Genomic DNA, 24259 nt, shown 5'->3' with positions numbered 1-24259 from the left:
TCATGGCGCGTCCTGACGCGAGCGGTGGCAAGGGAAGCGCCAACGTGCGTCACGAGCGCCGTGCAGGCGTCTGTCTTGAAGGGAGGGCGCGCGTTCAGCACGCCACGACGGTCATGACGGCCAGGTCAGGGACCCGGGGGTGAATCGGAGGACCGGCCGACTTCCGACGTGGGAACCAGGATGCCGGGCCCCGCATCCATTGGCACCCGCGCTCCATCCGGCTCGCCATCCCGGAGGCGGCCGAGGATGCGGCCATCGCTTCCGACGGCGTACTGCGCGCCTGAGTCCATCGCGGGGACGGTCAGGCCGCAGGCCTGGGGATCCTCATCGATCCGGACGAAGAGGATGCTTTGTCGCTGGATGACCCTGTACCGGTGTGACTCGCGCCGGTCGACGCATGGGGTGCTGGAATCTTGTGGGCCCAGGAAGTCAGCGGCGGCGACGTCAATCGCATGCAGGACCCTGCCACTCAGCTCGACCGTGCCCCCATCCGCGCCCGCTTCCACGGCGGGCTGCTCGAAGAACGGGGGGAATTCGATGGACGTGTCATTCACCCACGCATCACGCGTGGGCGTGGACCGCAGGCAGCCCGTGAGGACCAGCGCTGCCCACGCCACACTCGCGCCGCGCATTGTCATTGCGGCAGCATCCCCAGGCGCTGCTTCGCGGCGCGGTTCTGCGGGTCGAACCGGAGCGCTTCCTCCAGCCGGTCGCGGCCCTTCTGCTCGTTGCCCTGGACGACGTACAGGTCCGCCAGCCGCACCAGCACGTCCGCGTTGTAGGGCTGCAGGTCCAACGCCTGCTCGAACTCGCGCGTCGCCGTGGTCACGTCCCGGCGGCGCATGGCCAGCTGCCCCAGCATCACGTGCGGCTGCACCAGGCCTCGCGTCTCCGGCTCCGTCACCAGGGCCTGCAACGCCGGCATCGCCCGCGTGTCCCCGAATGAGGCCAGCGTCAGCGCCGCGCCCTGCCGCACCCACAGCGAGCCGTCCTTGAGCAGCGGCACCAGGTCCTCCGTCGCCTCGCGCGCGTTCGCCGCGCCCAGCCCGTCGATGATGTCCGAGCGCAACGTGCTGTCCGTCGTGCCCTTCAACGCCGCCCGCAGCGCCGGCACCGCGTCGTGCTTGAACCGGCGCGCCAGGAACTTCGCCGCCGCGCCCCGCAGCGTGCCCGCCTCCGACGTGTCCGCCAGCACCGCCTCCAGCGCCCCACGGCTCTGCGCCGCCGTCTTCTCGTCGAACGCGTCCGCCAGCCGCAGACGCCGCTGCTGCCGCGCCTCCGCCTTCGGCCACCACTTCACCAGCGAGGCCTGCATCGCGTCCGGCGTCTCCTTCGCGTGACAGGCATTGCACGCGTTGGGCACGTCGTGGCGCGCCGTGTTCTGCGGCACCGGCACGTCCAGCGCGTGGTCCGCGAAGTGGTCCAGCACGCCCGACACCACCGGCGGCATGTGACACGCCAGGCAGTCCTGCGCCGCCGCCGCCTTGTGGTGCGTGTGCTTCTCCCCCTGCGCCACCACCTCCTGATGACAGCCCTGGCACGTCGTCGCGTTCACCGTCGCGCGCGCCGCCACCGGCTTCTGCTTCTTCACCTCGTTGGGCGCGCTCGCGTCGTGCGGCGCCGCGTGGCACGTCAGGCACGTGGCCCCGCCCTGCAGGTGGCACTTCGACTGGATGAGCGCCTGGTACTCGAAGCTGGAGGTGCTGGGGCGCCCGTCGGCGAAGAAGTCTCCGGAGCGGTCGTTGCCCACCAGCAGCACCATGGGCTGATAGCTCGCGTCGTAGCGCTGGCCGGGCTGGAAGCGGTGCTGCGCGTCCAGCATGGGGAACAGCGTGCGGCGCGGCCCGTGGCACTGCGCGCACACCGCGAAGCCCTCGTCCTTCGACAGCTTGGCCGGCTGGATGATGTCCGCCGGCAGCTGCGACTCCGCGTGCCGCCCGCCGGGCCCGTGGCAGGACTCGCACGCGACGCCCGCGTCCGCGAACTTCGTCTCCCACTGGTGGGCCGCCCGGTCATAGCGCGCGTCCAGCCCCGTCACGTGACAGTCCAGGCACGCGTGCTGCGCGCTGCGGCGGAAGTTCGTCCAGAAGAACGGGTGGTCCGGCGACAGCGCCCCCTGCTTCTTCTCCGAGTAGTCCACCCACTCGCCCTTGCCCGTGACGTGGAAGTACACCGGCATCACCTGCCAGCGGCCGTCCGGCAGCAGCGTGATGGGGTCCTGCATCCGCTTGCCGCCCACCACCCACTGCACCGGCCACTCGCCCAGGTTCCCGTCCGCGCCCCGGGTGCGCATGAGGTAGCTGCTTCCGTCGCGGCGCATCCACGCCTCGCTGGACTCGCCCTTGAAGTGCGTGCTCGCGGTGAACGTGCCCGCCACGTACGGCTTCGTCGCGGGCGACAGCGCTCGCGCGTGCCAGTCGTGCTTCCAGCCGGCGTGCTGCTCCTCGTGGCAGTCCGCGCACACCTGCGAGCCGACGAAGTGATTCGCCGGCTTCGCGGCCGGCGCCTCCACCGTCTTCACCGGCACGGGCGCGGCAATGCTCCCCGCGTCCACGGGCGGCGAGGGCGCCCGGGCCACCGGCGCGGACACCGCGGGCGCTGGCGGCGCGGAAGGGCGCAGCATGAAGAACAGACCCACCGCGAGAACCACCACCGCGAGGGCGACAAGGACAGGGCGAGAGGAGCGCATCCGGAAGGTGCCGCCCATGCTCCTCCCAAGCGCCGGGCGGCACAAGCGGCGCTCCGGGCAAGCCCTTCTCCTCCAGTGGACAACGACCTCCCAGGGAGGGCTGCGGTCCTTGCAAGCCCTGGTTTAAGGTCCGCTCCCAGCGAAGGGAGGCCTGTCCATGCCCATGCGGTCCGTGAATGGAACCCGGCTCTACTACGAGGACACCGGTGGTGCCGGAGACGTGGTCCTCTTCAGCCACGGGCTCCTCTGGAGCACCCGGCTGTTCGACCCGCAGGTGGAGGCGCTGCGCGGGCGCTTCCGCTGCATCGCGTACGACCACCGGGGGCAGGGCCAGAGCGACGTGCCGCCCGAGTCCGCCATCGACGTGGAGACGGTGTACGCGGACGCGGTGGCGCTCATCGAGTCCCTGGGCGTGGCGCCCGTCCACTTCGTGGGCCTGTCCATGGGCGGCTTCGTGGGCATGCGGCTGGCGGCGCGCAGGCCGGACCTGCTGCGCTCGCTGGTGCTCCTGGAGACGTCCGCGGACCCCGAGCCCCCCATGAACGTGCCGCGCTACACCGCGCTCAACCTCGTCGCGCGCTACGTGGGCCTGGGCCCCGTCGCCACGCCGGTGATGCGCATCATGTTCGGCGCGTCGTTCCTCACCGACCCGGGCCGCGCGGAGGAGCGGGCGCTGTGGCGCGCGCGCCTGGTGGGCAACCGCCGCGACATCTACCGCGCCGTCAACGGCGTCATCCAACGCAAGCCCATCGCGGACGAGCTGCCGCGCATCCGCACGCCCACGCTCGTCGTCGTGGGGGAAGAGGACCGCGCCACGGTGCCCGCCAAGTCGGAGCGCATCCACTCCCTCATCCCCGGCTCCAAGCTGGTGCGCCTGTCGCGCGGGGGCCACTCGTCCAGCGTGGAGGAGCCCGCGCTCATCAACGCGGAGCTCGCCCCCTTCCTCACGCAGCACGCGTCCAATCAGGCCGCGCATGCCGGCTGACCCGCCGTTAGCCAGAAGCCCCAAGGAGGCTTTCCCATGCCAGTCGCGAAGTGGAACGGTGTCGTGCTCGCGAAGAGCGACACCTACGAGACCGTGGAGGGCAACATCTACTTCCCGCCGGACAGCCTGGTGCGCGAGCACTTCAAGCCCAGCGCCACGCACACCCACTGCCCCTGGAAGGGCGAGGCGAGCTACTTCTCCGTGGAGGTGGACGGGAAGACGAACGCCGACGCCGCCTGGTACTACCCGGAGCCCAAGCCGGCCGCGTCCAACATCCAGGGGTACGTGGCCTTCTGGAAGGGCGTGACGGTGGAGCGCTGACTCAGAGGCCCAGCATGTACTTGCCCCAGCGCACGCTGTTGCGCATCTGCGTGACGACGAAGGCGGGCACCCACTGGATGAGGTTCGCCTCCGGCTGCACGGCGTAGCCGTTCCACAGGTCGTCGTCGATGCGGTTGGGGTCCAGCGTCGTGGGGTAGGGCGCGGGCGTGCCGCCGAAGCACTCCCCTCGCGCGAAGAAGAGGTCCCACAGCGTGGCGGCCTCCGCGTGGTCGTCCGCGATGAGGCGCGAGTCCACGCCCAACAGCGAGCCCACCAGCTTCCAGAAGTAGTACCAGCGCTGCTCGTTGTACTCGTAGTTCTTGTCCACCCACGCCTGCGCGACGATGTACGAGAACGTCAGCAGCGTGAACGCGACGGCGCTCTGGTTGTAGCAACGCCGCCCCGTGTAGCCGGACCGGTAGTGGGCCAGCGCGGAGTTGTGCATCTGCGCCAGCAGCAGTGTCGTGGCCAGCGTGCGCGTGCTGTAGAGGCTGCCCCAGCCCATGTTCATGTTGCCGTAGAGGATGCGCAGCATGATCTGCGCGGTGTCGATGACCCGGCGGGACACGATGGCGCGGAGCTTGCTGTGCGGGCGCTGCTCGAACAGCGACGACACGTCCTTGTGGTAGTACGTGGCCTTGAAGGACACGCCCGCCAGCTGGTTGACGGACGTGGCCTGGAAGAAGACGTAGAAGGCCTCGTCGCGCGCGGCCTCGAAGTCGCGCAGGAACTGGGCGGAGGAGCCCACGCCCGTCACCGCCTGGGTGGCCACCGAGTGCGCCGGTCCGTACATCACCTGCGCGATGCGGTGGTCGCTGTACGTGTTGCCCCAGAAGCCCTCGATGGCGGAGAAGGCCTTCAGCGCGGGGCGCCACGCGGTGCCGTTCACGCCGGGCGTGGTCCGCACATGCGTCTTCCAGTGCTGCCGCAGGTCCTCCATGAACTGCGGCTCCGCCGCGCTCATGATGCCGTACAGGCTGTTCGCGGCGTTGAGCGGGTCGCCCAGCAGGGCGTCCAGGTTCTGGCCACGGAAGATGAAGGGCATGGGCGGGGCGGGCTCCGGTGGGATGTGCCGGCGCAGTCTAGGGAACTGTTAAGCCTGTAACAAACCGCCCGGCCTGAAAAACCCGACACGTAGGGGATGTGACGGGGCGGGGCGGGACGGGGCCGCGAGGGGGAAGGAAGCAGCGATGCTGAGGCTTTTCGCGGGGCGTGGCCCGCGCGGAGGAGCGGAGCCTTGGCGACGGTGTCCCTGCAGGACGTGCGCAAGGTGTACCGGGGTGGGGTGGCGGCGGTGAAGGGCGTGACGCTGGACATCGCGGACGGCGAGTTCGTGTCGCTGGTGGGCCCGTCCGGGTGCGGCAAGTCCACGACGTTGAACCTCATCGCCGGGCTGGAGGAGCTGTCCGGCGGCGAGCTGCGCATTGACGGGCAACTGGTGAACGACCTGTCCCCGCGCGAGCGCGACATCGCGATGGTGTTCCAGAGCTACGCGCTCTACCCGCACCTGGACGTGGCGGGGAACCTGGCGTTCCCGCTGAAGGTGGCGGGCCTGGACGCGAAGGACGTCGAGGCGCGCGTGCGCGAGGTGTCCGGGGTGCTGGGGCTGGAGGCGCTGCTGGCGCGCCGGCCGAAGGAGCTGTCGGGCGGGCAGCGGCAGCGGGTGGCGCTGGGGCGCGCGCTGGTGCGCAGGCCCAAGGTGTTCCTCTTCGACGAGCCCCTGTCCAACCTGGACGCGGCGCTGCGCACGCAGATGCGCGGCGAAATCAAGAAGCTGCACGAACAGCTCAAGGCCACGTTCATCTACGTCACGCACGACCAGGCGGAGGCGATGACGCTGTCGGACCGCGTGGTGGTGATGAGCCAGGGCGAGGTGCAGCAGGTGGCCCCGCCGCGCGAGCTGTACGACGCGCCGGCGAACCTCTTCGTGGCGGGCTTCTTCGGCTCGCCGCGCATCAACCTGGTGAAGCCCCAGACGCTGGGCCTGTCGGATGGTGACGCGGTGCTGGGCCTGAGGCCGGAGCACCTCCAGGTGGGGCAGGGCCCGCGTCCGCCGGACGCGCGCGAGGGGCGCGTGTACCTGGTGGAGCCCATGGGCGCGGAGGTCTGGGTGACGGTGGAGTCAGGCGGCGAGCGCCTGGTGGCGCGGGCGCCCGGGGACTTCCGCGCCGCGAGCGGAGACCCGGTGTGGCTGCGCCACGACGCGCGGTTCCTGCGCCGGTTCGACGCGAGGACGGGCCTCGCGGTGTGAGTCAGGCGTAGACCTGTTCGCTCTCCACGACGGGCTCCAGGCGGCGCTGGAGCGCGGCCAGCCGGTCGTAGCGCTGGCGCAGCGCTTCCTTGAACTCGCGTTGATCCGCGTGGGCGATTTCCTCCAGCAGCGTGTGCAGCGAGGAGTCCACCGCGTCCTTCAGCACGCGCGACTCGTCGTTCGACAGTTCCAGCAACATGGGGCCTCCTGCGTCAACGTTAGGCACCGCGCGACGGGGCCGCGCGCGGGGCCGGCCCCTGGCCTGGAAGAAGGCGGCCCGAGGGCCCACCGGGCTGCCTGCCACGGCGCGCACGACGGCGGGAGCGACCCCACTCTGGGTGAGGACCCCATGAGCGCGAGGAGCGACGCGATGATTCACGCGGGAGAGGTTCGCGAGGGCATGTCGGTGCGCACCGCCGACGGACAGCAACTGGGCCGGGTGGCGGGCGTGGGCGACACGCACTTCGAATTGGAGCAGGGCCTGGTGCCCATTCCCCGGCGCGACTACCTGGTCGAGTACGGCGACGTGGAGGCCGTCACCGGGGATGAGGTCCTGCTCAAGTCGGCGGACCATTCCCAGCTCACGCTGGAGGAGGACGACGACGGCGGCGCCCTGCCGCCGCGCCACAGCGAGGGCCTGGAAGCGGAGCCCGCGAACGACCCCGTGGGTCCCCCGCGGCACTAGCGCGGCCCACCCGGAGGGCAGGGCAAGGCCCTGGAATCACAGGGTCTTGCGCGGGCCGGGGTGTCAGACCGGCGCGGTAAACGAACCCCTCGGCCAGACGTCCCGGTGGGGTCATGCGACGGTTTTCGACATCTTGCGTCACGATGCTGTGGTTGGGGGTGGTGTTCGCGTGCGGTCCCGCGCCGCGAGCGGATGCGGGCAGCGTGGAGTCCCCGGTGCCGGGCGTGCTGTCCACGCCCCGGCGGCTCTTGCCCTACGTCGCGCTGGAGGACGGGCGGGTGCTGGCGGCGGGAGGGCATGACGGCGGCCGCACGCTGGGCAGCTGCGAGGTCTTCGACCCGGACACGGGGCGGTGGAGGTCCACGGGGGCGCTGCGCACGGCGCGGCGCAACCACGCGGCGGTGCGGCTGCGGGATGGGCGCGTGCTGGTGGTGGGTGGCTCCAACGGCGTGACGGTGGGCGCGCTGGCGAGCGCGGAGCTGTACGCGCCGGACACGGGCGTGTGGACGCAGGCGGCGCCCATGGCCGAGGCGCGCAACGACCCTGCGGCGGTGGTGTTGCCGGACGGGCGCGTGCTGGTGGCGGGAGGAACGGACGTGGACCTGCGGCCGGTGCGTTCGGCGGAGTTGTTCGACCCGGCGTCGGGGACATGGAGCGCGGTGGATGCGCCGGGGTACGTGCGAGGCGGCGCGGGCACGGCGGTGGTGCTGCGCACGGGCAAGGTGCTCTTCGCGAGCGGCCTGCAGTCGGAGCTGTACGACCCGGTGACGGGCCACTGGGAGAAGGCGGGAGCGGTGGGAGGCGCGGCGGGCACGCACCGGCTGGGGCACACCGTGACGCTGCTACCGGACGGCCGCGTGCTGGTGGTGGGCGGCACGACGACGCAGGCGGCGAGGACGGCGGAGGTCTACGTGCCGGAGCGCAACGCCTGGGAGGCAGTGGAGGCCCCGGCGGTGCCGCGAGAGCACCACGCGGCGCTGGTGACGGGAGAGGGCGCGGTGCTGGTGGTGGGCGGTGAGCACTCGTCGCGAGGCACGCTGGCCTCCGCGGAGCGCTTCGATCCGGCACAGGGCACGTGGACGCAGGCACCCACGCTGCATGAGCCGCGAGGCGAAGCTGGAGCGCTGTGGCTGCGCCGGGGCACGGTGCTGGTGGTGGGCGGAGTGAACGAGCTGGGCACCCTGGCCACGAGCGAGGAGTACGTCCCAGCCCCGGCCGTGGCCCAGGCCACGCCCCTGGAGTAGCCCTGGGGCTTGGGCAGACAGTCCACGGATTCAAAGTGAAGCCAGGACAGCGTGTCTGGCTTTTCCGCGAATGACTGACAACGGCGGTTCCGGAAGGTCGTTCCGCCGCGCGACGTGTCAGGGCGCGTGACAGACTGCGCGCCCATGCGCTCCTGGAAACACCTGCTCCTCGTCCCGCTCGTCTGCTCCTCCGCCTGCGCCACCGCGCCCGCCGCTCCCGCGAAGCCCGAGGCCCCGGTCGCCGCCGCGCCGGCCGCCGCGGCTCCGTCAGCTCCCGCCGCGCCGGTGCGCCCCTTCGGCTCGCTGCGCGAACAGGCCGCGCGCCAGCAGGCGTGGCTCCAGGAACGGCTGGAGACCGGCGTGCCCCAGCTCATGCGCAAGTACGGCGTGCGCATGTGGGTCGTCCCCATGCGCGAGTACAACGAGGACCCCGTCTTCAAGGCGCTCGTCTCCCCCACCACCTTCTCCGCCCGCCGCCGCACCATCTACGTCTTCTTCGACCGCGGCGCGGACAAGGGCGTGGAGCGCCTGGCGCTGGGCGGCAGCACCCAGGGCGGCCTCTATGAGGCCCGCCGCGCGGCGATGATGGTGGACCGGGGCGGCTCGCAGCGCGCCGCGGAGCTCCTGGGCCCCGAGCAGTGGCAGCTCCTCAAGCAGGTCGTGGAGGAGCGCAAGCCGGACTCCATCGCCATCAACGTGTCCCCCGCCATCGCCTTCGCGGACGGCCTCACCCACGGCGAATACGAGGGCATGGCCCAGGCCCTGGGCCCCACCTGGGTGAAGCGCCTCAAGCCCGCCGGCGGCCTGCCCCTGGACGTGCTCGGCTGGAGGAGCGCCGACGAGGTCCGCTTCTACGCCGACCTCCAGAAGTATGCCTGGAACCTCATCCAGACCGCCTTCTCCAGCGCCGTCATCACCCCCGGCACCACCACCACCCAGGACGTGGAGTGGTGGATGCGCCAGCGGCTGGCCGACGAAGGCCTGGACACCTGGTTCCAGCCGGACGTGGACGTGCAGCGCCAGGGCGCCACCGACGAACAGCTGGGCGACACCCCCGTCATCCAGCGCGGCGACGTGCTCCACTGCGACTTCGGCGTCACCGCGCTGCGCCTCAACACCGACACCCAGCACATGGGCTACGTGCTGCGCGACGGGGAGACGGACGCCCCCGCGGGCCTCAAGGCCGCGCTCCTGGCGTCCAACCGGCTCCAGGACATCGTCACCGGTGAAATCAAGCCGGGCCGCACCGGCAACGAGGTCCTGCGCGCCGCGCTCGCGAAGATGAAGTCGGAGGGCCTCGACGGCAGCGTGTACTCACACCCCATTGGCCTGCACGGCCACGGCGCGGGCCCCATGATTGGCATGTGGGACCGCCAGGAGGGCGTGCCCGGCAACGGCGAGCACAAGGTGATGCCCAACTCCTGGTTCTCCATCGAGCTGCAGGCCACCAGCCCCGTGCCGGAATGGAAGGGCCAGCCCGTGCGCTCCGCCCAGGAGGAGGACGTCGTGGTGGACGCGGAAGGCGCCGTGCAATGGGCCTTTCAGCGTCAGACGTCCTTCCACCTGGTGCGCTGAGGCCTACTTCGCCGCGCCCGTCATGGACTTGAGCAGCGTCACCAGCGCCTGCTTCTCCTCGCTGCTCAGGTCCAGCTTGACGATGGTCTCCGTGCGCACGCCGGCGAAGCTGCCGTCCGGGTCGCCGCCCTTGTTATAGAACTCGACCACGTCCTCCAGCGTCTTCTCCGCGCCGGTGTGCATGTACGGCGCGCTCAGCGCCACGTTGCGCAGGGACGGCGTGCGGAACGCGCCCTCCACCTCCGTGGGCTTCGCCTGCGCCTGCGCCTTGAGCGTGGACAGCCGCGCCGCGTCCGTGCCGCCGGGCGCGTCGCTGTAGGCGCCCGAGGCGTTGAGCGGCCACGCCAGCAGCGCGTCCACGGCGGCCGCCTGCCCGCGCCGCCCCGGGCCGGAGTCCTTCAGCCCCAGGTTGTGGAACTTGTCGTCCGTCAGCGAGCGGCCCTTGTGGCACACCACGCACTGGCCCTTGCGCACGAACGTCTTCAGGCCCAGGTACGCCGGGTCCTGCTCCTGCGTGCCCGCCTCCACCGCCTGGAGGAAGCGCCGCACGTCCGCGTCGAAGGGCGCGTCGGTGCGGTTGAGCGTGCGCTGGTACGCCGCCAGCACCTTGCCCACGTTCGTCATCAGCCGGTCCGGGTCGGACTCGTCCGCGGGCGCCTTGCCGAACAGCTGCGCGTACGCCGCCGTGTACGAGGGCTCCGCGGACAGCCGCGTGCGCACCACCGTCGCGTCCGAGTCCATCTCGATGGGGTTCATCAGCGGCAGCACCGCCTGTGACCAGAGCCGGTCCGCCCGCCCGTCCCACATGAACCAGCGGCTGTAGCCGATGTTGAGGAGGCTGGGCGGGTTGCGCTCGGACGGGTGGCCTCCGCAGCCCTCCGCCGTCGCCGTCTCCACCGTGTAGGACTCCCCGGCGTGGCAGCTCTTGCAGGACACCGTCCCGCAGCGCGACAGCCCCGGGTCCTCGAACAGCCGCTGGCCCAGCGCCGCCGCGTCCGCGTTGTCGCCCCACTTGTTGGTGGGGTCCACCTCCGGCTTCGCACTCTGCGTATGCAGGGCGCTCAGCTCATCCAACTCGTCGTCGGTGGGGAAGGGCACTTCGGATTCGCAGCCGGCCCCCAGCAGGGCCAGGGCGAGCACGGCGGTACGCGGACGGAGACCAGTCATGGGCCGGGGCAGCTTCGCGCCCTTGTGTTCAGCAATCAATGGTCCCTGTCTCCCCGCCGGGCATGCAGCCGTCCACGCACGAAGGCCGGGGACCCCTCTGGGGGCCACCCGGCCTTCACGCGGTGAGGCACTTCAACGGGACTTCAGGAGCGCTACTCGCAGGCCAGCTTGAAGCTCACCACCGGCGCCGCGAACTTGGCGATCTTCATCTTCGTGGGGCCCGGGGTGACGGTGGGCGCCGCGCCGTTGGCGCACTTGAGGCCCGCGTCCACCCCCAGCTCCACGGTCAGGTCCTTGTCCTCGGGCAGCCCGCGCACGTTGAAGCTGCAGCGGTTGTTGCGGCTCTGCTTCACCTCGCCCCAACCCAGGGCCGGGGAGTTGCCCTCCGCCACCGTCACCCGCACCGCCGAGCACGGGTCACCCTGCAGGCCCGTCGCGGGGTACGCGACGCTGCCCGTGACCGTGGCGTTGCCCGCACGACCCGCGGCCGCCGCGCCACTCGAAGAGGCGCAACCCGTAGCGGCAACGACCAGGGCGGCAACTGCAATTCGCAACATGGAGATCCTCAATTCAAGAATGAAAGGGTTTTCGCGCCGATTGGCCGCCTTCCCGGCAGCCATTGGCGCGCGCCACGTACAATCCCGGCGCGCTTTCATTCCACGCAGAAGTGAGTTCTCGATTTCGTTACGCGGAGCATTTTTTCGCTCCCCGACACCCGCGCTCCGCGTCCGGCCTGCGTCTCCCAGCTGTTGAGAAACGCGCGCCTCACTGCAGCCGCTGCAAGGCGTCGCGCGCGCGCACCAGGCCATGGCCGAAGATGAAGTCGGGGCCCTGGGTGCCCAGGTCGCGCGCGGAGGACTCCAGGGTTTCACGCACCTGCTGGGGCGTGAGCTCCGGCCGGGCGCTCCACAGGAGCGCGGCCACGCCGGTCACGTAGGGCGCGGCCATGGAGGTGCCGGACACGTGGGTGTAGTCCACCGGCAGGAGGGACAGCCGCGCGTCCGCGCCCAGCCGCTGGCGCAGCATGGTGCTGGCGGCCTGGTTGACGCTGACGGCCGGGGCCCAGTGGCCGTTGCGGGGCAGGGAGAGGATGTCCACCGCGCCGCCCGCGGGGGCGTCCTCGGCGCCGAAGATGACGGCGCGCGCGCCCTGCCGCATCACGTTGGCCATGGCCTGATCCACGGGCACCGCGCCCGGCCGCACGTAGGCGACGAAGCCGTCGCAGGTGGCGTCCAGGCACGCGTCCAGGGAATCCCCCAGGCCGCAGTCCACCAGCCGCCCGGAGGTGTCACCCGTGGGCGAATACAGGAGCGAGCGCGACAGGGGAGACGCGTCCTCCACGGACATCTCCGCGAAGGCGCCCAGTCCCCGGGGGAAGGTGGACAGCACGTCCACGCCGGGCGCCACGAGCGACAGCTCCGGGCCCGCGTTGGAGAAGCTCGCGCGCCGCTCGCGCGAGTCCACCGCGCCCACCGCGAGCACGGACGGGTCGGACGCCGGGTACAGCACCGGGCCGCCCTGGTTGCCCGCGGCCGCCACCACCAGCAGGCCGTGGTCCAGGAGCGCCTGGAACGCCTCCACCGTGCTGCGCGTCGCGGTGCCGCCGCCCAGCGACAGCGACACGACGCGCGCGCCCTGGGACTCGCACCACTCCATGGCGGAGAGCACCACGCTCATCTGCGTGTGCCCCTGCAGGTCCAGCACGCGCGCGATGAGCAGCGACGCGTTGGGCGCCACGCCCACCATGCCGCCGGGGCTGGACCGGGGGCCGGTGACGCCGCCCTGGCCCATGCGCGCCGCGACGATGCCCGCCACGTGCGTGCCGTGGCCCTGGCCCCACTGGCCCTGGCCGCCGCGGTCGTTCGCGTCGTCGTCGTTGTCCAGGAAGTCGTGGCTGGCCGCCACGGCGCCCTTGAACTCCGGGTGCTCCAGGTCCAGCCCGCTGTCGATGATGCACACCTTCACGCCCTGGCCCGTGGGCGCGCCGTCGTCCAGCACGCCGTCCCCGTTCGCGTCCCACACCTCCGGGGCCTGCACCAGGCGCAGCCCCTCCGTGTACTCGTCGGTGGGCGTGAGGTTGGCGGCCGCCACCTGGCGCGGCGGCGGCGCGGATGGCGCGGGCGCCAGACCCTGGGCGCTCCAGAGCTGGTCCACCTCGATGCTCTCCACCAGCTCGCTGCGCTCCAGCATGAAGCGCTCCGTGGGCGACACGCGCGCGGCCACGGCGGGGATGTTGCGGTAGACGGCGCTCACCTTCGCGCCGGTGCTCGCGGTGAAGCTGGCGCCGGAGGCGGTGACGGCCGAGGCGTGGGTGGGGTCTCCTCCCCGGCGGAAGCGGATGATGACCGGCTCGCGCCCGTCGTCCTGCGTCCGCGAGGGCTGCGTTCCGTCCAGTCCCTGGCGGGCCGCCGTCTCTCCGATGACCTCTCCGGTGAGGACACCCGGGCACACCTGTCCCTGCGCGGAGGCGCGCGTGGACGACTCCGGCGCACACGCGACCAGCGCCAGCAACCCGACGAAACCCCAACGCATCATGACGCGACTCCTTCCAAGCAGGACGCCCCTCCCGAGGGTGGTCCCCCGCATGGCGGAGGACCGGGAGGTGCCCGCCCCCCTCACCTGGGAAGGAAGCGGTGTGCTGCTCTGAGGGAACGCATCCCCGGGCGGACTCGCATCGTCCCCAGGCCCAGAGGGCGGCCCGGACGTGCTGGGGTGCACAACAGACCTGTTGTCAGGAGGAACACGGGCTCGGGAATTCCGTTGGCCTCGGGACTTTCTCTTTTTTGCGCCCGCGGGGTCTGGAGGCAGGGAAGGAAGGGGAGGCGCGTGGTGCGCGGCTTGATTCCATGGGGGAGTCCGTGCTGCGCTCCGGAGCGCCAAGCCATGAGCACCGCACCCACAGAGTCCCCCCGTTTTTTCGGGCGCTACGAGCTCGTCCACCTCCTGGGCCAGGGCGGCATGGGAGAGGTGTACCTGGCGAAGCTGTCCGGGGCGGCGGGCTTCGAGAAGCCCTGCATCGTGAAGACCATCCTGCCGGGGCTGGTGAAGGACCGGCAGTTCCTGGACCGGTTCCACCACGAGGCCAAGGTGTTGGTGCACCTGGTCCACTCCTCCATCGCCCAGGTGTACGACATGGGCGAGGCGGACGGCACCTACTACATGGCGCTGGAGTACGTGGCGGGCGTGGACCTGGGGTACCTCTTGGAGCAGGCCCGGGTGCAGGGGCGGGCGGTGCCCACGCCGGTGGCGCTCTACGTCGGCCAGCGCATGGCGGAGGGCCTGGGGTACGCGCACCGCAAGACGGGCACGGACGGCGAGCCCCTGGGCATCGTCCACCGCGACGTGTCCCCGCACAACGTGATGGTGTCGTACGAGGGCGAGGTGAAGGTCATCGACTTCGGCCTCGCGAAGTCCACCGCGCGCAGCAAGTACACGCTGCCGTCCACGGTGATGGGCAAGCTGGGCTACATGTCGCCGGAGCAGGTCCGCGCGGAGCCGCTGGATCACCGCAGCGACATCTACTCCTGCGCGGTGGTGGTGTGGGAGATGCTGGCGGGCCGTGGGCTGGTTCCCCACGGCACCGTGGGCGAGATGATGGCGGCCATGTCGCACCCGGTGGTGCCGCCGCTGACGGACTTCCGTCCGGACGTGGAGCCGTCGCTGGAGGCCGTGCTGCGCCGCGCGCTCGCGCCGACTCCGGCGGACCGGTACTCGCGGGCGGACGACTTCGCGCGGGCGCTCAACGCGGAGCTCCTGCGCTCGGGCACCCCCATGGGGGCGGAGGAGGTGGGCGAGTTCGTCCGCGCGCTCTGCCCGGAGGCCTTCGCCGAGCAGCGCAAGCTGACGTCCGGCGTGCACGGCGAGCGGCGCACGCCGTCCCCGGCGCCCCGGAGCGGTTCCGGCACGGCGCTGTACAGCGGCTCCGGCTCCGGGAGCAACGCGGCCGCGGACGAAGCGGCCTTCGGTGCCACGGCGCTGCGGACCCCGGAGGATCCGGCCGGCAACAGGCCCAACACCGGGCGCATCGAAGTGGACGGGCCGTCGATGGGGCCCGGGGGCACGTTCGTGTCCCATCCTTCGCCAGGGCTGGCGGAGGGGCCGGGCTCTGGAGGCGTGCGGAGCACGCCGGGGTCCGGAGGCGTGGCGCGGAGCACGCCGGGCTCTGGTGGCGTGGCGCGGAGCACCGACGACGTGGACGCGGCCGCGCTGGGCGCGACGGCGGTGCACCTGCCGGCCGCACCGGCCCAGGGGGCTGTCTCCCCGAGCACGTCCGGGGAGGTGCCGGCGCGGCCCGAGCGCAGGCCGGTGGCGCGGATCGCCGTGGCGGCGCTGCTGCTGGTGGGCGCCTCCGTGGGCATCACCACCTTCGTGCTCCGCTCGCACACGGCCGAGCAGCCCGTGGTGCCCCAGGCACTCCCGCCCTCCGAGCCGGTGGTGGCGGCCGCGCCTCCGAAGGTGGAGCCGCCTCCCGCGGTGACGCCGCCCGTGGAGCCTCCTCCCGAGGCCGCCGTGGACGCGGGCGTGGTGGCGAGCGCGGAAGAGCCCGAGGTGAAGCCCGAGCCGGTGAAGCCCCCGACGGAGGTAAAGCCCGTCGCCGGGACGAAGCGGCCCGTGCCGCGTCCGGTGGAGCTGGTGCCCGCGCATCTGCCCGTGGCGAAGATCGGCGAAACGGGCAGCGGCCAGCGCGTGGTGAACGCGGAGGTGCCCAAGGGCATCAACGCGGGCACGGTGTTCAAGGTCGTGGGGCCCCCGCAGAAGGGGACCCGCAAGCGCCCGGTGCTGGGGACGGCGACCGTGGAGTCCATCCACCCGAACCGCCAGCGCATGACCCTGCGGCTGGACGCGGAGGCGGACGCGTCGAAGGAGCCGCGCTTCGTGCTGATGACCGCGCGCCCCTCGGGCCCGACGTTGCCCCCGCCCGAGCCCGAGCCCACGCCGGTCGCGACGCCCACGCCCGAGCCGAAGCCCGTGGAGCGCTCACGCCTCCTGGGACAGGCGGAGATGGATGGCCTGCTGGGGAGCAGCTTCAGCCGCACCCTCTACCTGGTCAGCTCCGACACCCGGACCTGGCACAACTGCGCCATCGTCCTGAGCGGGCGGAAGGAAGCCCGGATGGCGAAGCTCGACCCCTACCAGACGCACAAGGTGCCGGTGGAGGATCGCTACTTCCGGGTGAACTACAAGGCGCCCCCCGTGCCGGAGAAGGCCGTGTGGGTGAGCTGCGACGAGGGCGAGGACACCTTCGCGCTGATCAAGCGCTGAGCGCGCGGCACGGGAGCCCGGGGCTCCCCGCGGTTCACGGCCCCAGCCGCGCGGCGGCCACGGGGCACTCGTTGCGCACGAAGTCCGCCACCTCCGTGTCGCCGCCGCTCGCGTTGCGCACGGCGCGGGACAGGGACGTGCGGCACTGCCACGTCACCTCGCGCGTGCCGTGGCAGCAGTGCCACCCGGTCAGCGTGCGGTCCAGGTACTGGAGCATCTCCTGACGCGTGGGCGTGACGATGCTCCACACCGCGCCCAGGAGCAGCACCAGCCCCACCAGCGGCAAGGGCAGGCTGCGCGCCCAGCCGCGAAAGCCGCCCGGAATCACGCTCGCGTGCACGCCCAGCTGCGCATCCAGCGGCCGGCGTTGCAGCACCACCTGGAGCACCAGCTCCACCGGCGCGGTGAGCGCGCGCAGCAGGCCCGCGCCCAGGCCGGGCGTCTTCCCTTCCGCGCGCTCCAGCTTGAGGCCCAGGGCGTGGCGGCCGGGGGTGAGCCCCGTCAGCCCGCCCACGCAGGACAGGAGGAGCCAGGCGGCCCCCATGGCGAACCCCAACAGACCGGCCGTGGACACCCACTCCGCCGCGCGCACCGCACCCCAACCCACGAGCGCCGCGCCCGTGAGGTCCAGCAGGTCCGCCACCCAGAGCCGGTTCTGGAACCGGGCCTCGGTGGGCGGAGTGTCCATGGAGAACAACGTCCCGTCGCTCATCAGCCTCTCTCGTGTACGAGCGGGGCGCGAGCATAGGCGGCCCGCCGCGCACTGGCGCGCTCCAAAACGCCGGGCACGGGGAGGTTACAGGTCCAGCACCAGCCGCTTGGACCGGGCGCGTGACACGCAAACGAGCATCCGCGCGTCGCCTGCGGACTCCTGCTGGAAGAACGTGTCACGGTGGTCCGGGGTTCCTTCACACACGCGGGTGACGCAGGTGCCGCACGAACCCGCCTCGCAGTCGCTCTCCACCTTGACGCCGTGGGTGCGTAGCACGTTGAGCACCGTCTTGCCGGCCGGGACGCGCAGCACCTGGCCGGTGCTCTTGAGCGCCACCTCGAAGTCCTCCTCCGCGGTCGCATGGGTGGCGGAGGTGCCCTCGGCGGTGAAGGCCTCGAAGTGCACCTTCTCCCAGGGCCACTTGTGCAGCGCGGCCGCCTCGCGCACGGCCTTCATCAGGCCCGCGGGGCCGCAGCAGTACAGCCGGGTGCCCGGGCCGCGCGTCGCCAGCAGCGCCCGCACGTCCAGCCCCTTCGTGGGGTCGCCCCCGTCGTGGTGGAGGTGCACGCGGCCCGCGAAGGACGGCGTGGACAAAAGCTCCCGGAAGGCGGTGCGGTCCGCGTCGCGGGCGCAGTAGTGCAGCACCCACTGCGCGCCGGTGCGCTCCAGCAGGCGCGCCATGGCCAGCAACGGCGTGATGCCGATGCCGCCCGCGATGAGCACATAGCTGCGCCCGTACAGGAGGGGGAAGTCGTTGATGGGCTCGCTCACGGTGAGCACGTCGCCCTCGTGGACGTGGTCGTGCATCGCCTTGGAGCCGCCGCGGCCGTTGGCGTCGCGCTGCACGGCGATGACGTAGCGGTGCGTCTCGCCCGGGTCGTTGCAGAGCGAGTACTGGCGCATGCCGTTGAGGCCCGGCACCTGGACGTCCAGGTGGGCGCCGGCCTCGAACTCGGGCAGGGCGCCGCCGTCCTGGGAGACCAGCTCGTAGGACTGGATGCCTTCCGCCTCGCGGGTGATGCGCGCCACCCGCAGACGCAGCGTGTTCGTCGTCACGGTATTGCCCCTGTTCCCTTGCCCGCCGCCCGCGCGAGACCGATCTGGCCGCGCACGGTGTGCACGCCCGGGCCGTCCGGGGAGTGGGGACCGGTGCGGTTTTTCGACAGCTACCGGACACTCGGGCCCCGTCGCCCGCCTGCCCTCCGTGCGGACGCGGGGACCTGGGCGGCGGGGGTGGGCACGGCCGGGAATCCATCCCCACCCTTCACTCCGTGCCGCGCTGCGCCAGGGCCCTTCCGGACCCGGGCGGTTTCACGACGGGGGAGGCGCGGCCCCTGATTCGACGGAAGGGAGACGGCCCATGGATGCCATCATGTTGTTGAAGGCGGACCACAAGACGGTGGAGCAGCTGTTCCGCAAGTTCGAGAAGGCAGGCGACCACGCGCTGGCGCACAAGCGCAAGCTGGTGGACGAGATGGTGCGCGAGCTGTCCATCCACGCCGCCATCGAGGAGCAGGTCTTCTACCCGGCCGTGCGCGCGCGCTCGGAGTCGCTGTCCGCGGACGTGCTGCGCGGGCTGGAGGAGCACCACGTGGTGAAGTGGGTGCTGTCGGAGCTGGACACGCTGCCGCCGGAGGCCGAGCGCTTCGACGCCAAGGTGCACGTGCTGATGGAGAACGTGCGCGCCCACGTCACGGAGGAGGAGCAGTACCTCTTCCCGGAGGTGAAGAAGGCCTTCAAGCCGCAGGAGCTGCGGCAGGTGGGCGAGGCGCTGGAGCTGGCGAAGAAGGCCGCGCCCACGCACCCGCACCCGGCCCAGCCGGACACGCCGCCGGGCAACCTGCTGACGGGGGCGGTGGCGGCGGTGATGGACATGGGGCGGGACGCGCTGCGCGTCGCGCGCCGCAAGGCGGTGACGCAGGTGCGCAAGGCCGCGCCGCGCAAGCTGAGGAAGCCGCTGGAGTCCGTGATGTCGCTGGACTCCTCGGGCGACTCGCTGCACTGAAGCGAGCGTTCGGCGCCAGACGCCCGGGTCCTGGTGAATGTCCGCCGGGGTCGGGGCGTCCTTGGGGCGTGAGGGGCTTTCGCGCTACACGCGCGAGGGCTCTTCGAGCCTTGGGAAGGAGGCGCCATGTCCGCTGTTCGCAGGATGTTGACGACGTTGGTGGTGCTCGCGGGTTTCACGGCCGCGGCGCAGACGCAGGTCCCGCCGTCGGGTTCGCCGCAGCCGCGGCCGCCCGTGGATCCGCAGGTGCGCACGCTGCGCGTGGAGGGCACGGGCGAGGTGAAGGCCCAGCCGGACGAGGCCTTCATCGACGTGGCGGTGGAGACGTCCGCCCCGAACGCGAAGGCCGCGGGGGAAGAGAACGCGAAGCGGATGGAGAAGGTGCTCGCGGCGCTCACGGGGGCGGGCATCGCGAAGCGCGACCTGCAGACGCGCAACTACAACGTCTATCCGGAGTACACGCCGTCGCCGCCGCAGGGCGGTGAGCCGAAGCTCAAGGGCTACCGCGTGAGCAACCTGGTGAGCGTCCACGTGACGGACCTCTCCAAGGTGGGGGGCCTGCTGGACAAGGCGCTGGCGGCGGGAGCGAACCGGGTGGACTCCGTGCGCTTCGGGCTGAGCCGCCAGGACGCGGTGCAGGGAGAGGCGCTGCGGCAGGCGGTGTCGCGCGCGCGCAAGTCCGCGGACGTGCTGGCCGCGTCGCTGAACGTGAAGCTGGGCGCGGTGCTGGACGCGAGCACGGTGACGGAAGCGCCGCGCCTGTACCCGGCCACCTTCGCCATGGACATGGCGGAGTCGCGAGCCGCGCCCACCACGCCCATCCAGCCGGAGGAGCAGACGGTGCAGGCGAAGGTGACGCTCATCTTCGCGATTCAGTAGGCGCGGCTGGCGCCACGTCAGCGGCCAGGCTCACCGCTGACGTGGCTGAATGCGAGACACTCCCGGCCGGGACGTCGTCACCGGCGTCCGGACCTGGAGTGGAGCCATGCGCCTGGGCATCTTGTTGTGTTGCGCGGTCGTGTTTCTCACGGGCTGTGCCTCGACTGCCTCCAGCAGGACCTTGCGCTACGCGCCCCGGGAGTCCGCGGACTCCGCGCGGGCGCGGGCGCGGGCTCCAGGCTCCAGTTCCGTTCGCGCCATCACGGGCTCCGGCGTGCGCATGGATGCCTGGGAGCAGTTGCTGACGAACGCGGGGCTGGAGTCGCGAGACGAACGCCCCCTGGAAGGCTCACTCACGCCCGCGCAAGCGGCGCGACTGCTGGGCGTGCTGCTGGGCAAGTCCGTCACGTTGAGCGCCTTTCCGCCTCGCATGGCCGCGGGCTTCATCCTGCGCGAGGTGATGGAGGGAGGCGAAGTCACGCGGCAGGAACTCCTGCGGCGGGTAGAGCGCTTTTCTCGGGAGCAGATCGCGGTGTTGCGACCGGACGGCCATCTGGCGTGGGTCGTCACCGGGCGCACGCAGCAGAAGGTGGCCCCCGTCGAGTGGAAGGACGGCGCCTTCCGAGCGCATGGCTTCGAGCTGGGCCGATTCTACAGCGGCAAGGGTGGTGTCTTCCGCGCCGTGGACGCGCAGCTCCGGGCGTCGGATTGGCGGCCCCTGGCGGAGGTGTACGACGACGCGGACGTCATCAGCCGCACCCTGGATGGAGCGGAGGACGCCTTCGTGGAGCTGTACCACGCGCTGGGCCAGTTGCTCACGCGTCCCGTGGACAGCCTGGTGGGGCTGAGCCGCTTGCCAGCGGGTGTCGCGGCGCTCATCGCCTCGTCGCCTGCGTACTGGGAGCGCTTCCAGTCCATGACCCGTGGCGAGCAGATCCGCGAGGTGTCGCGGCTGACGACGGGCCTGCTCATGACCGGGGGCGCGGCTTCAGCAACGACGCGGACGTTGAAGGGGATGGCGCTGGGCGCGGAGGTCACGGTGCCGGTGCTCTCGCTGTCGGCGGAGGGCGCGCTGGCGCTGGAGCGCGTCGCGGTGCCAGCAGGGCGCGCGGCGGCGGCCCTCGGCGGCGGCCCCGGGGCGGCCGTCATCCTCCAGCGGGCGAACACGGCCCCGAAGGGAGGAGCGCCTTCCCAGGGGCCTGGACAGTGGGGACCGGCGAAGGAGTCCATGAAGCCGCCCGCTCGGCGCTATCAGGAGCAGATCACCGGGCACACCGCGGATGAAGCGTATTGGGTCGGTGGCGCGAGCACGCAGGCTGGTGGCGTGAAGTTCGACGGCTTCAAGGACGGAGTACTGCTGGAGGCCAAGGGACCCGGATACGCGAAGTTCTTTGATGGCCTTGAGCCCAAGGATTGGTTCCGGAACTCCGGAGCACAGATGCTCGTTGAGCAAGCAGAGCGCCAGAGCAGAATGGCTCGTGGCATGGGTATTCCCGTCCGGTGGCATGTCGCGGAAAAGGTGGCTGCCGATGCCTTCCGCGAACTCCTCAAGAACGCGCGTGTTGTGGGGGTCGAAATCGTCCACACCCCAGCTTTCTGAGTGGATAACCTCATGCGCGTGAAGGCCGACTCAGAGACTTATCCCGATACCTACTTTGCAGGTGCCTACTGGGGGCCGCGCAAAGAGTCTCCCGAGGAGTGCGCCCGTCGCACAGCGCGCTTGCTCAACTTCTTGGCTGAGTGTGACCCGTTCCTGGCCCATTGGTACAAGCCCGCCAGGTCGCGCAAGGACGCGCGCAAGCATCCACTCATGCCGCCCGACATGCCTACGCTCGCTGAGATGTTCCGGCGAGGCGTCAACCGGGAGAATGGGGGGCCCGTCTTTGAGGACCTGGGCTTTAGCTTCTGGTTCGACAACGGCGGAGCCAGTCGTGATTGCGCGGCCCTGCGCATCCACTGCGGCGGATATGCGGAAGCGGTTTCCAACTCCTGTTTCTTGTCGCTCCCCAGCCAGGGAGCGAACGCGGAGCGTATTTTCACGCCCTCCGTGCTGATGGACGTGACGCGCAGCATGGCACTTGCCTGGGAACCCGACTGGGCTGCGGCCATGTCCCGCACGCATCGAGACCTGGACGACAAGGACGGCAAGGCCGACGTGTGGCTTGGCTGGGTGACGTACCTCTCCAGTCACCTGGGCACGGTGCCGCCGCTTCCAGCTCCGGTGCGCATCGAGCCCGTGGAGGACAAGGGCACGTTGATCATCTTGACCCCCGAGCGCTTCACCGTGGCCAACCCCGAGCACATCACGCTGGCGCGGCGTGTGCGTGAACTGCTGGCACGGGCAGGGCTCATGCAGTCCGCGTCACCTTGAGCAACCACGCGCTCAGTGCTCCATGAGGGGAGCAGCCCGTTGGCTCATCTCACGAGGAAGTCGGCCAGCGACGCCACGTCGGACGCGCAGTGGCCGCCATAGAGCGGGTTCCACTCGGTCCTGACGCCACGCTGACGGGCAAGGTTGGCCAGGCGCTGGGTGCCTTCGTAGTTGCCGTAGGCATCGTAGAGGCCGCAGGAGAGATAGAGCTCCGGATGGTCGGGCCCCGCCTGCGCCACCAGCTCCAGGGGCGAGACGCGGCGCCATTCGACTTCGTCGGCCACGTATTCGCGCGCCATCAACCAGACGCCGAACACGATCTTGGGATCGGCCCCGGTGCGCTCCATCGAGGCCCTGATGGTGTCAAAGGAGGAGAAGGGGGTGTCGGTGTAGACGCCCGGACAGAGCGCCGCGACCTTCGCGAACCGCGCCGGATGGGACAGGCCCGCGACAAGGACGTTGAGCCCACCCATCGACTCCCCCAACAGCATCCGCCGCCGGGGGCGTCCCACCTTCGCCTCGATGGCGGGCAGACGTGCCATGAAGTCATCGAGGAGTCCGCTCTTCTCCTTCGCGCCCTTCGGAGTCAGGAGCCACGTCGAGCCGTACGAAACGGTCACCACCGTGGGAGGGAGGGCTCCCGTGGCCTGCCACTGCGCCTGCAGCATGCCGGTGAAATAGGTGTCGTCGTTCCAGCTCGTCTCGTCGAGATTGCGCCCGTGGTGATGATAGACGACGTCGCCGTTGGTGCCCCCGGCGGCCCTGTTGATGCAGTAACGCAGGGGCCCTAGCGCGTCGCACTGCTGAATCGCGGGCGTGAACGAGGCCCGCTGGTCGCCGCGACTGCGCGTGAGCCGCGTCCACGTGAACCAGAGCACGACCGCGAGCAGTACCGCAGGCAATAGGTAGCGAACCCGCCGTCCAGGGCGAGGCATTGTCATGGCTGGGCATCCGTTTGGGGGGCTAGGCGAGTGCGATTCTTGAATGGCTGTCGCGCGAAGCCAGCGGCTTGTCGGGCGGGGCGATTGCTGGGCCGCCCCGCGCGCTCACCGGCCTCGGCAGGGTCGAAAGGCTCAGGAGATAGCCGAGGATCGCGCTGCCGCCGTAGCCCACGACCGGTGTCGGGGAATTGCTGAACGCGGCGGCAAGGCTCGCCGCAAGCCAGGCAGACCCGAAGGCGAGAGAGGTCGCGCGGCGCTCCTCGTCATAGGAACCACCGATGAGCACAGGGACGAGCAGCAGTGCCGAGCCGGCCACGACGGCCAGCCCGGCAAGGGCATGGACCGCGAAGGACGAAAGGAGGACCTGGTCGACGAAGGGGGCGGCTGGAAGCGCGTCGGGGCGCAGCAGCGTCACCATGAACGCCGCGAGGCTGGCCGTGAGTGCCAGACACGTCAGCCGGTCCGCGCGCGTCGCCACGACAGTCGCCAGCGTCGCGGTCATCATGGCCGCCATCGCACGGTCGGGCTGGAGCGCCATGGCCAGCGCGGCAACGACCATCCCCGTCGTCGCAAGCGGGGTGCGCGTCCGGGAGAATGCGGCAAGCATGAACGGCAGAAGGACAAGGCTCGGTTGCACGACCACGCCACCGAGCTTGACCCAGCGAGAAATCCCCTCGATGCGGAGGCCGACGAGCGCGGTGGCGAGCAGGAGGACCGAGAGTCCGAGAATCAGGGCTCCGGACAAGCGTCCAGCCCCCTCCGGGATGCGGCTGACGAGGGCCAGCAAGAGAAGGCCCAGAACGAGCGCGCCAGCGTTGACGCCGAGATAGCGGACAGGCGCGCCGGCGACCGTCATGGAGACGAGCCCGAGGGCGACCGCGCCGACCGCGCAGAGCGCACCGACGGCACGCGGGCCGTGCAACGCACCGAAACCCCGTGACGCACGGACCGCGGCTCCAAGCAGGGCGACGAAGGGGTGCATCAGGAGCTGGCCGAGGGCACGCGGCGCCAGGCCACGGACGCTCGCGAGCGCGAACAGCAGGGCCTGGGTGTCGTCGGGGATCTCCGCGAGTTCGTAGCGGATGGCCAGCCCCCAGTCGCGCAGCCGCGGCGGCAGGATGAACTGCAGGGCACGGCACAGCAGGTCTGCCACACGTCGTTGGACTCGGACG

22 protein-coding genes are annotated in these 24259 nt (G+C 71.2%); 11 read left to right on the top strand and 11 right to left on the bottom strand.

The window, feature by feature from the left end; all coding sequences use genetic code 11:
- Positions 1 to 125 precede the first annotated feature (125 nt).
- Positions 126 to 554, bottom strand: coding sequence for a hypothetical protein (locus AABA78_RS32620; protein ID WP_338269215.1), 429 nt, complete (start codon positions 552 to 554; stop codon positions 126 to 128).
- Positions 555 to 634: 80 nt separating this feature from the next.
- Positions 635 to 2707: a HEAT repeat domain-containing protein gene (locus tag AABA78_RS32615; protein ID WP_338269213.1), complete on the bottom strand. Its 2073-nt coding sequence runs from the start codon at positions 2705 to 2707 to the stop codon at positions 635 to 637.
- 139 nt (positions 2708 to 2846) lie between these two features.
- On the opposite strand from AABA78_RS32615, the gene AABA78_RS32610 reads away from it, so the two are divergent.
- Together AABA78_RS32610 and AABA78_RS32605 are read left to right on the top strand one after the other, a co-directional pair.
- Complete coding sequence (locus AABA78_RS32610) at positions 2847 to 3674, top strand: alpha/beta fold hydrolase (RefSeq protein WP_338269212.1); 828 nt, start codon at positions 2847 to 2849, stop codon at positions 3672 to 3674.
- Positions 3675 to 3710: 36 nt separating this feature from the next.
- A complete protein-coding gene (locus AABA78_RS32605; RefSeq protein ID WP_338269211.1) occupies positions 3711 to 3995 on the top strand; it encodes a DUF427 domain-containing protein in 285 nt (94 codons plus the stop codon).
- Position 3996: 1 nt separating this feature from the next.
- Here the strand turns inward: AABA78_RS32605 and AABA78_RS32600 are convergent, their stop codons facing one another.
- Positions 3997 to 5040: an oxygenase MpaB family protein gene (locus AABA78_RS32600; protein WP_338269210.1), complete on the bottom strand. Its 1044-nt coding sequence runs from the start codon at positions 5038 to 5040 to the stop codon at positions 3997 to 3999.
- A 192-nt stretch (positions 5041 to 5232) separates the two neighbouring features.
- Here AABA78_RS32600 and AABA78_RS32595 point away from each other — a divergent pair, with 192 nt between their 5' ends.
- Positions 5233 to 6246 (top strand): ABC transporter ATP-binding protein, encoded by a 1014-nt coding sequence (locus AABA78_RS32595; protein WP_338269209.1) that lies wholly within the window; start codon positions 5233 to 5235, stop codon positions 6244 to 6246.
- Between the two features lies 1 nt (position 6247).
- Here the strand turns inward: AABA78_RS32595 and AABA78_RS32590 are convergent, their stop codons facing one another.
- Positions 6248 to 6445, bottom strand: coding sequence for a hypothetical protein (locus tag AABA78_RS32590; protein WP_338269208.1), 198 nt, complete (start codon positions 6443 to 6445; stop codon positions 6248 to 6250).
- A 150-nt stretch (positions 6446 to 6595) separates the two neighbouring features.
- Here AABA78_RS32590 and AABA78_RS32585 point away from each other — a divergent pair, with 150 nt between their 5' ends.
- The 3 genes from AABA78_RS32585 to AABA78_RS32575 all read left to right on the top strand — a co-directional run bounded on the left by AABA78_RS32585 (position 6596) and on the right by AABA78_RS32575 (position 9750).
- The gene (locus tag AABA78_RS32585; RefSeq protein WP_338269206.1) at positions 6596 to 6931 is read left to right on the top strand and encodes a DUF2171 domain-containing protein; all 336 of its coding nucleotides are present in this window, start codon (positions 6596 to 6598) and stop codon (positions 6929 to 6931) included.
- 113 nt (positions 6932 to 7044) lie between these two features.
- Complete coding sequence (locus tag AABA78_RS32580; protein ID WP_338269205.1) at positions 7045 to 8175, top strand: Kelch repeat-containing protein; 1131 nt, start codon at positions 7045 to 7047, stop codon at positions 8173 to 8175.
- 144 nt (positions 8176 to 8319) lie between these two features.
- Positions 8320 to 9750, top strand: a complete 1431-nt coding sequence (locus AABA78_RS32575; RefSeq protein ID WP_338269204.1) for a M24 family metallopeptidase — start codon at positions 8320 to 8322, stop codon at positions 9748 to 9750.
- Positions 9751 to 9753: 3 nt separating this feature from the next.
- Here the strand turns inward: AABA78_RS32575 and AABA78_RS32570 are convergent, their stop codons facing one another.
- The 3 genes from AABA78_RS32570 to AABA78_RS32560 all read right to left on the bottom strand — a co-directional run bounded on the left by AABA78_RS32570 (position 9754) and on the right by AABA78_RS32560 (position 13452).
- Positions 9754 to 10917, bottom strand: coding sequence for a cytochrome-c peroxidase (locus AABA78_RS32570; RefSeq protein ID WP_338269203.1), 1164 nt, complete (start codon positions 10915 to 10917; stop codon positions 9754 to 9756).
- Positions 10918 to 11069: 152 nt separating this feature from the next.
- Complete coding sequence (locus AABA78_RS32565; protein ID WP_338269202.1) at positions 11070 to 11474, bottom strand: hypothetical protein; 405 nt, start codon at positions 11472 to 11474, stop codon at positions 11070 to 11072.
- Positions 11475 to 11682: 208 nt separating this feature from the next.
- Positions 11683 to 13452: a S8 family serine peptidase gene (locus AABA78_RS32560; RefSeq protein WP_338269201.1), complete on the bottom strand. Its 1770-nt coding sequence runs from the start codon at positions 13450 to 13452 to the stop codon at positions 11683 to 11685.
- A 348-nt stretch (positions 13453 to 13800) separates the two neighbouring features.
- Here AABA78_RS32560 and AABA78_RS32555 point away from each other — a divergent pair, with 348 nt between their 5' ends.
- Positions 13801 to 16179 (top strand): protein kinase domain-containing protein, encoded by a 2379-nt coding sequence (locus AABA78_RS32555; RefSeq protein WP_338269200.1) that lies wholly within the window; start codon positions 13801 to 13803, stop codon positions 16177 to 16179.
- A 34-nt stretch (positions 16180 to 16213) separates the two neighbouring features.
- On the opposite strand, the gene AABA78_RS32550 is transcribed toward AABA78_RS32555, so the two are convergent.
- Both AABA78_RS32550 and AABA78_RS32545 read right to left on the bottom strand, forming a co-directional pair.
- Entirely contained in the window at positions 16214 to 16891 is a 678-nt protein-coding gene (locus AABA78_RS32550; RefSeq protein ID WP_338269199.1) for an RDD family protein, read from the bottom strand.
- An 84-nt stretch (positions 16892 to 16975) separates the two neighbouring features.
- A complete protein-coding gene (locus AABA78_RS32545; protein ID WP_338269198.1) occupies positions 16976 to 17947 on the bottom strand; it encodes a PDR/VanB family oxidoreductase in 972 nt (323 codons plus the stop codon).
- A 304-nt stretch (positions 17948 to 18251) separates the two neighbouring features.
- Here AABA78_RS32545 and AABA78_RS32540 point away from each other — a divergent pair, with 304 nt between their 5' ends.
- The 4 genes from AABA78_RS32540 to AABA78_RS32525 all read left to right on the top strand — a co-directional run bounded on the left by AABA78_RS32540 (position 18252) and on the right by AABA78_RS32525 (position 22146).
- The gene (locus AABA78_RS32540; protein WP_338269196.1) at positions 18252 to 18896 is read left to right on the top strand and encodes a hemerythrin domain-containing protein; all 645 of its coding nucleotides are present in this window, start codon (positions 18252 to 18254) and stop codon (positions 18894 to 18896) included.
- 126 nt (positions 18897 to 19022) lie between these two features.
- On the top strand, positions 19023 to 19775 hold the full coding sequence (locus AABA78_RS32535) for an SIMPL domain-containing protein (RefSeq protein WP_338269195.1): 753 nt from the start codon (positions 19023 to 19025) through the stop codon (positions 19773 to 19775).
- Positions 19776 to 19881: 106 nt separating this feature from the next.
- Entirely contained in the window at positions 19882 to 21375 is a 1494-nt protein-coding gene (locus tag AABA78_RS32530; protein WP_338269193.1) for a restriction endonuclease fold toxin 5 domain-containing protein, read from the top strand.
- Between the two features lie 12 nt (positions 21376 to 21387).
- Positions 21388 to 22146, top strand: a complete 759-nt coding sequence (locus AABA78_RS32525) for an immunity 52 family protein (protein WP_338269191.1) — start codon at positions 21388 to 21390, stop codon at positions 22144 to 22146.
- A 44-nt stretch (positions 22147 to 22190) separates the two neighbouring features.
- On the opposite strand, the gene AABA78_RS32520 is transcribed toward AABA78_RS32525, so the two are convergent.
- On the bottom strand, positions 22191 to 23087 hold the full coding sequence (locus AABA78_RS32520; protein WP_338269189.1) for an alpha/beta hydrolase-fold protein: 897 nt from the start codon (positions 23085 to 23087) through the stop codon (positions 22191 to 22193).
- Between the two features lie 22 nt (positions 23088 to 23109).
- Complete coding sequence (locus AABA78_RS32515; protein WP_338269187.1) at positions 23110 to 24240, bottom strand: hypothetical protein; 1131 nt, start codon at positions 24238 to 24240, stop codon at positions 23110 to 23112.
- Positions 24241 to 24259: the final 19 nt, after the last annotated feature.

The organism is Corallococcus caeni, from assembly GCF_036245865.1.
Lineage (GTDB): Bacteria > Myxococcota > Myxococcia > Myxococcales > Myxococcaceae > Corallococcus > Corallococcus caeni.
The sequence above is the reverse complement of the archived record's forward strand: the minus strand, read 5'-3'. Positions and strand labels throughout refer to the sequence as shown.

Excerpts from the sequence above, each read along its gene's own strand:
- AABA78_RS32520 (WP_338269189.1), bottom strand. The coding sequence starts at position 23,087 with ATGACAATGCCTCGCCCTGGACGGCGGGTTCGCTACCTATTGCCTGCG.
- AABA78_RS32540 (WP_338269196.1), top strand. The coding sequence starts at position 18,252 with ATGGATGCCATCATGTTGTTGAAGGCGGACCACAAGACGGTGGAGCAG.
- AABA78_RS32605 (WP_338269211.1), top strand. The coding sequence starts at position 3,711 with ATGCCAGTCGCGAAGTGGAACGGTGTCGTGCTCGCGAAGAGCGACACC.
- AABA78_RS32530 (WP_338269193.1), top strand. The coding sequence starts at position 19,882 with ATGCGCCTGGGCATCTTGTTGTGTTGCGCGGTCGTGTTTCTCACGGGC.
- AABA78_RS32565 (WP_338269202.1), bottom strand. The coding sequence starts at position 11,474 with ATGTTGCGAATTGCAGTTGCCGCCCTGGTCGTTGCCGCTACGGGTTGC.
- AABA78_RS32580 (WP_338269205.1), top strand. The coding sequence starts at position 7,045 with ATGCGACGGTTTTCGACATCTTGCGTCACGATGCTGTGGTTGGGGGTG.
- AABA78_RS32550 (WP_338269199.1), bottom strand. The coding sequence starts at position 16,891 with ATGAGCGACGGGACGTTGTTCTCCATGGACACTCCGCCCACCGAGGCC.
- AABA78_RS32560 (WP_338269201.1), bottom strand. The coding sequence starts at position 13,452 with ATGATGCGTTGGGGTTTCGTCGGGTTGCTGGCGCTGGTCGCGTGTGCG.
- AABA78_RS32575 (WP_338269204.1), top strand. The coding sequence starts at position 8,320 with ATGCGCTCCTGGAAACACCTGCTCCTCGTCCCGCTCGTCTGCTCCTCC.
- AABA78_RS32615 (WP_338269213.1), bottom strand. The coding sequence starts at position 2,707 with ATGGGCGGCACCTTCCGGATGCGCTCCTCTCGCCCTGTCCTTGTCGCC.
- AABA78_RS32585 (WP_338269206.1), top strand. The coding sequence starts at position 6,596 with ATGAGCGCGAGGAGCGACGCGATGATTCACGCGGGAGAGGTTCGCGAG.
- AABA78_RS32555 (WP_338269200.1), top strand. The coding sequence starts at position 13,801 with ATGAGCACCGCACCCACAGAGTCCCCCCGTTTTTTCGGGCGCTACGAG.
- AABA78_RS32570 (WP_338269203.1), bottom strand. The coding sequence starts at position 10,917 with ATGACTGGTCTCCGTCCGCGTACCGCCGTGCTCGCCCTGGCCCTGCTG.
- AABA78_RS32610 (WP_338269212.1), top strand. The coding sequence starts at position 2,847 with ATGCCCATGCGGTCCGTGAATGGAACCCGGCTCTACTACGAGGACACC.
- AABA78_RS32590 (WP_338269208.1), bottom strand. The coding sequence starts at position 6,445 with ATGTTGCTGGAACTGTCGAACGACGAGTCGCGCGTGCTGAAGGACGCG.
- AABA78_RS32535 (WP_338269195.1), top strand. The coding sequence starts at position 19,023 with ATGTCCGCTGTTCGCAGGATGTTGACGACGTTGGTGGTGCTCGCGGGT.
- AABA78_RS32525 (WP_338269191.1), top strand. The coding sequence starts at position 21,388 with ATGCGCGTGAAGGCCGACTCAGAGACTTATCCCGATACCTACTTTGCA.
- AABA78_RS32600 (WP_338269210.1), bottom strand. The coding sequence starts at position 5,040 with ATGCCCTTCATCTTCCGTGGCCAGAACCTGGACGCCCTGCTGGGCGAC.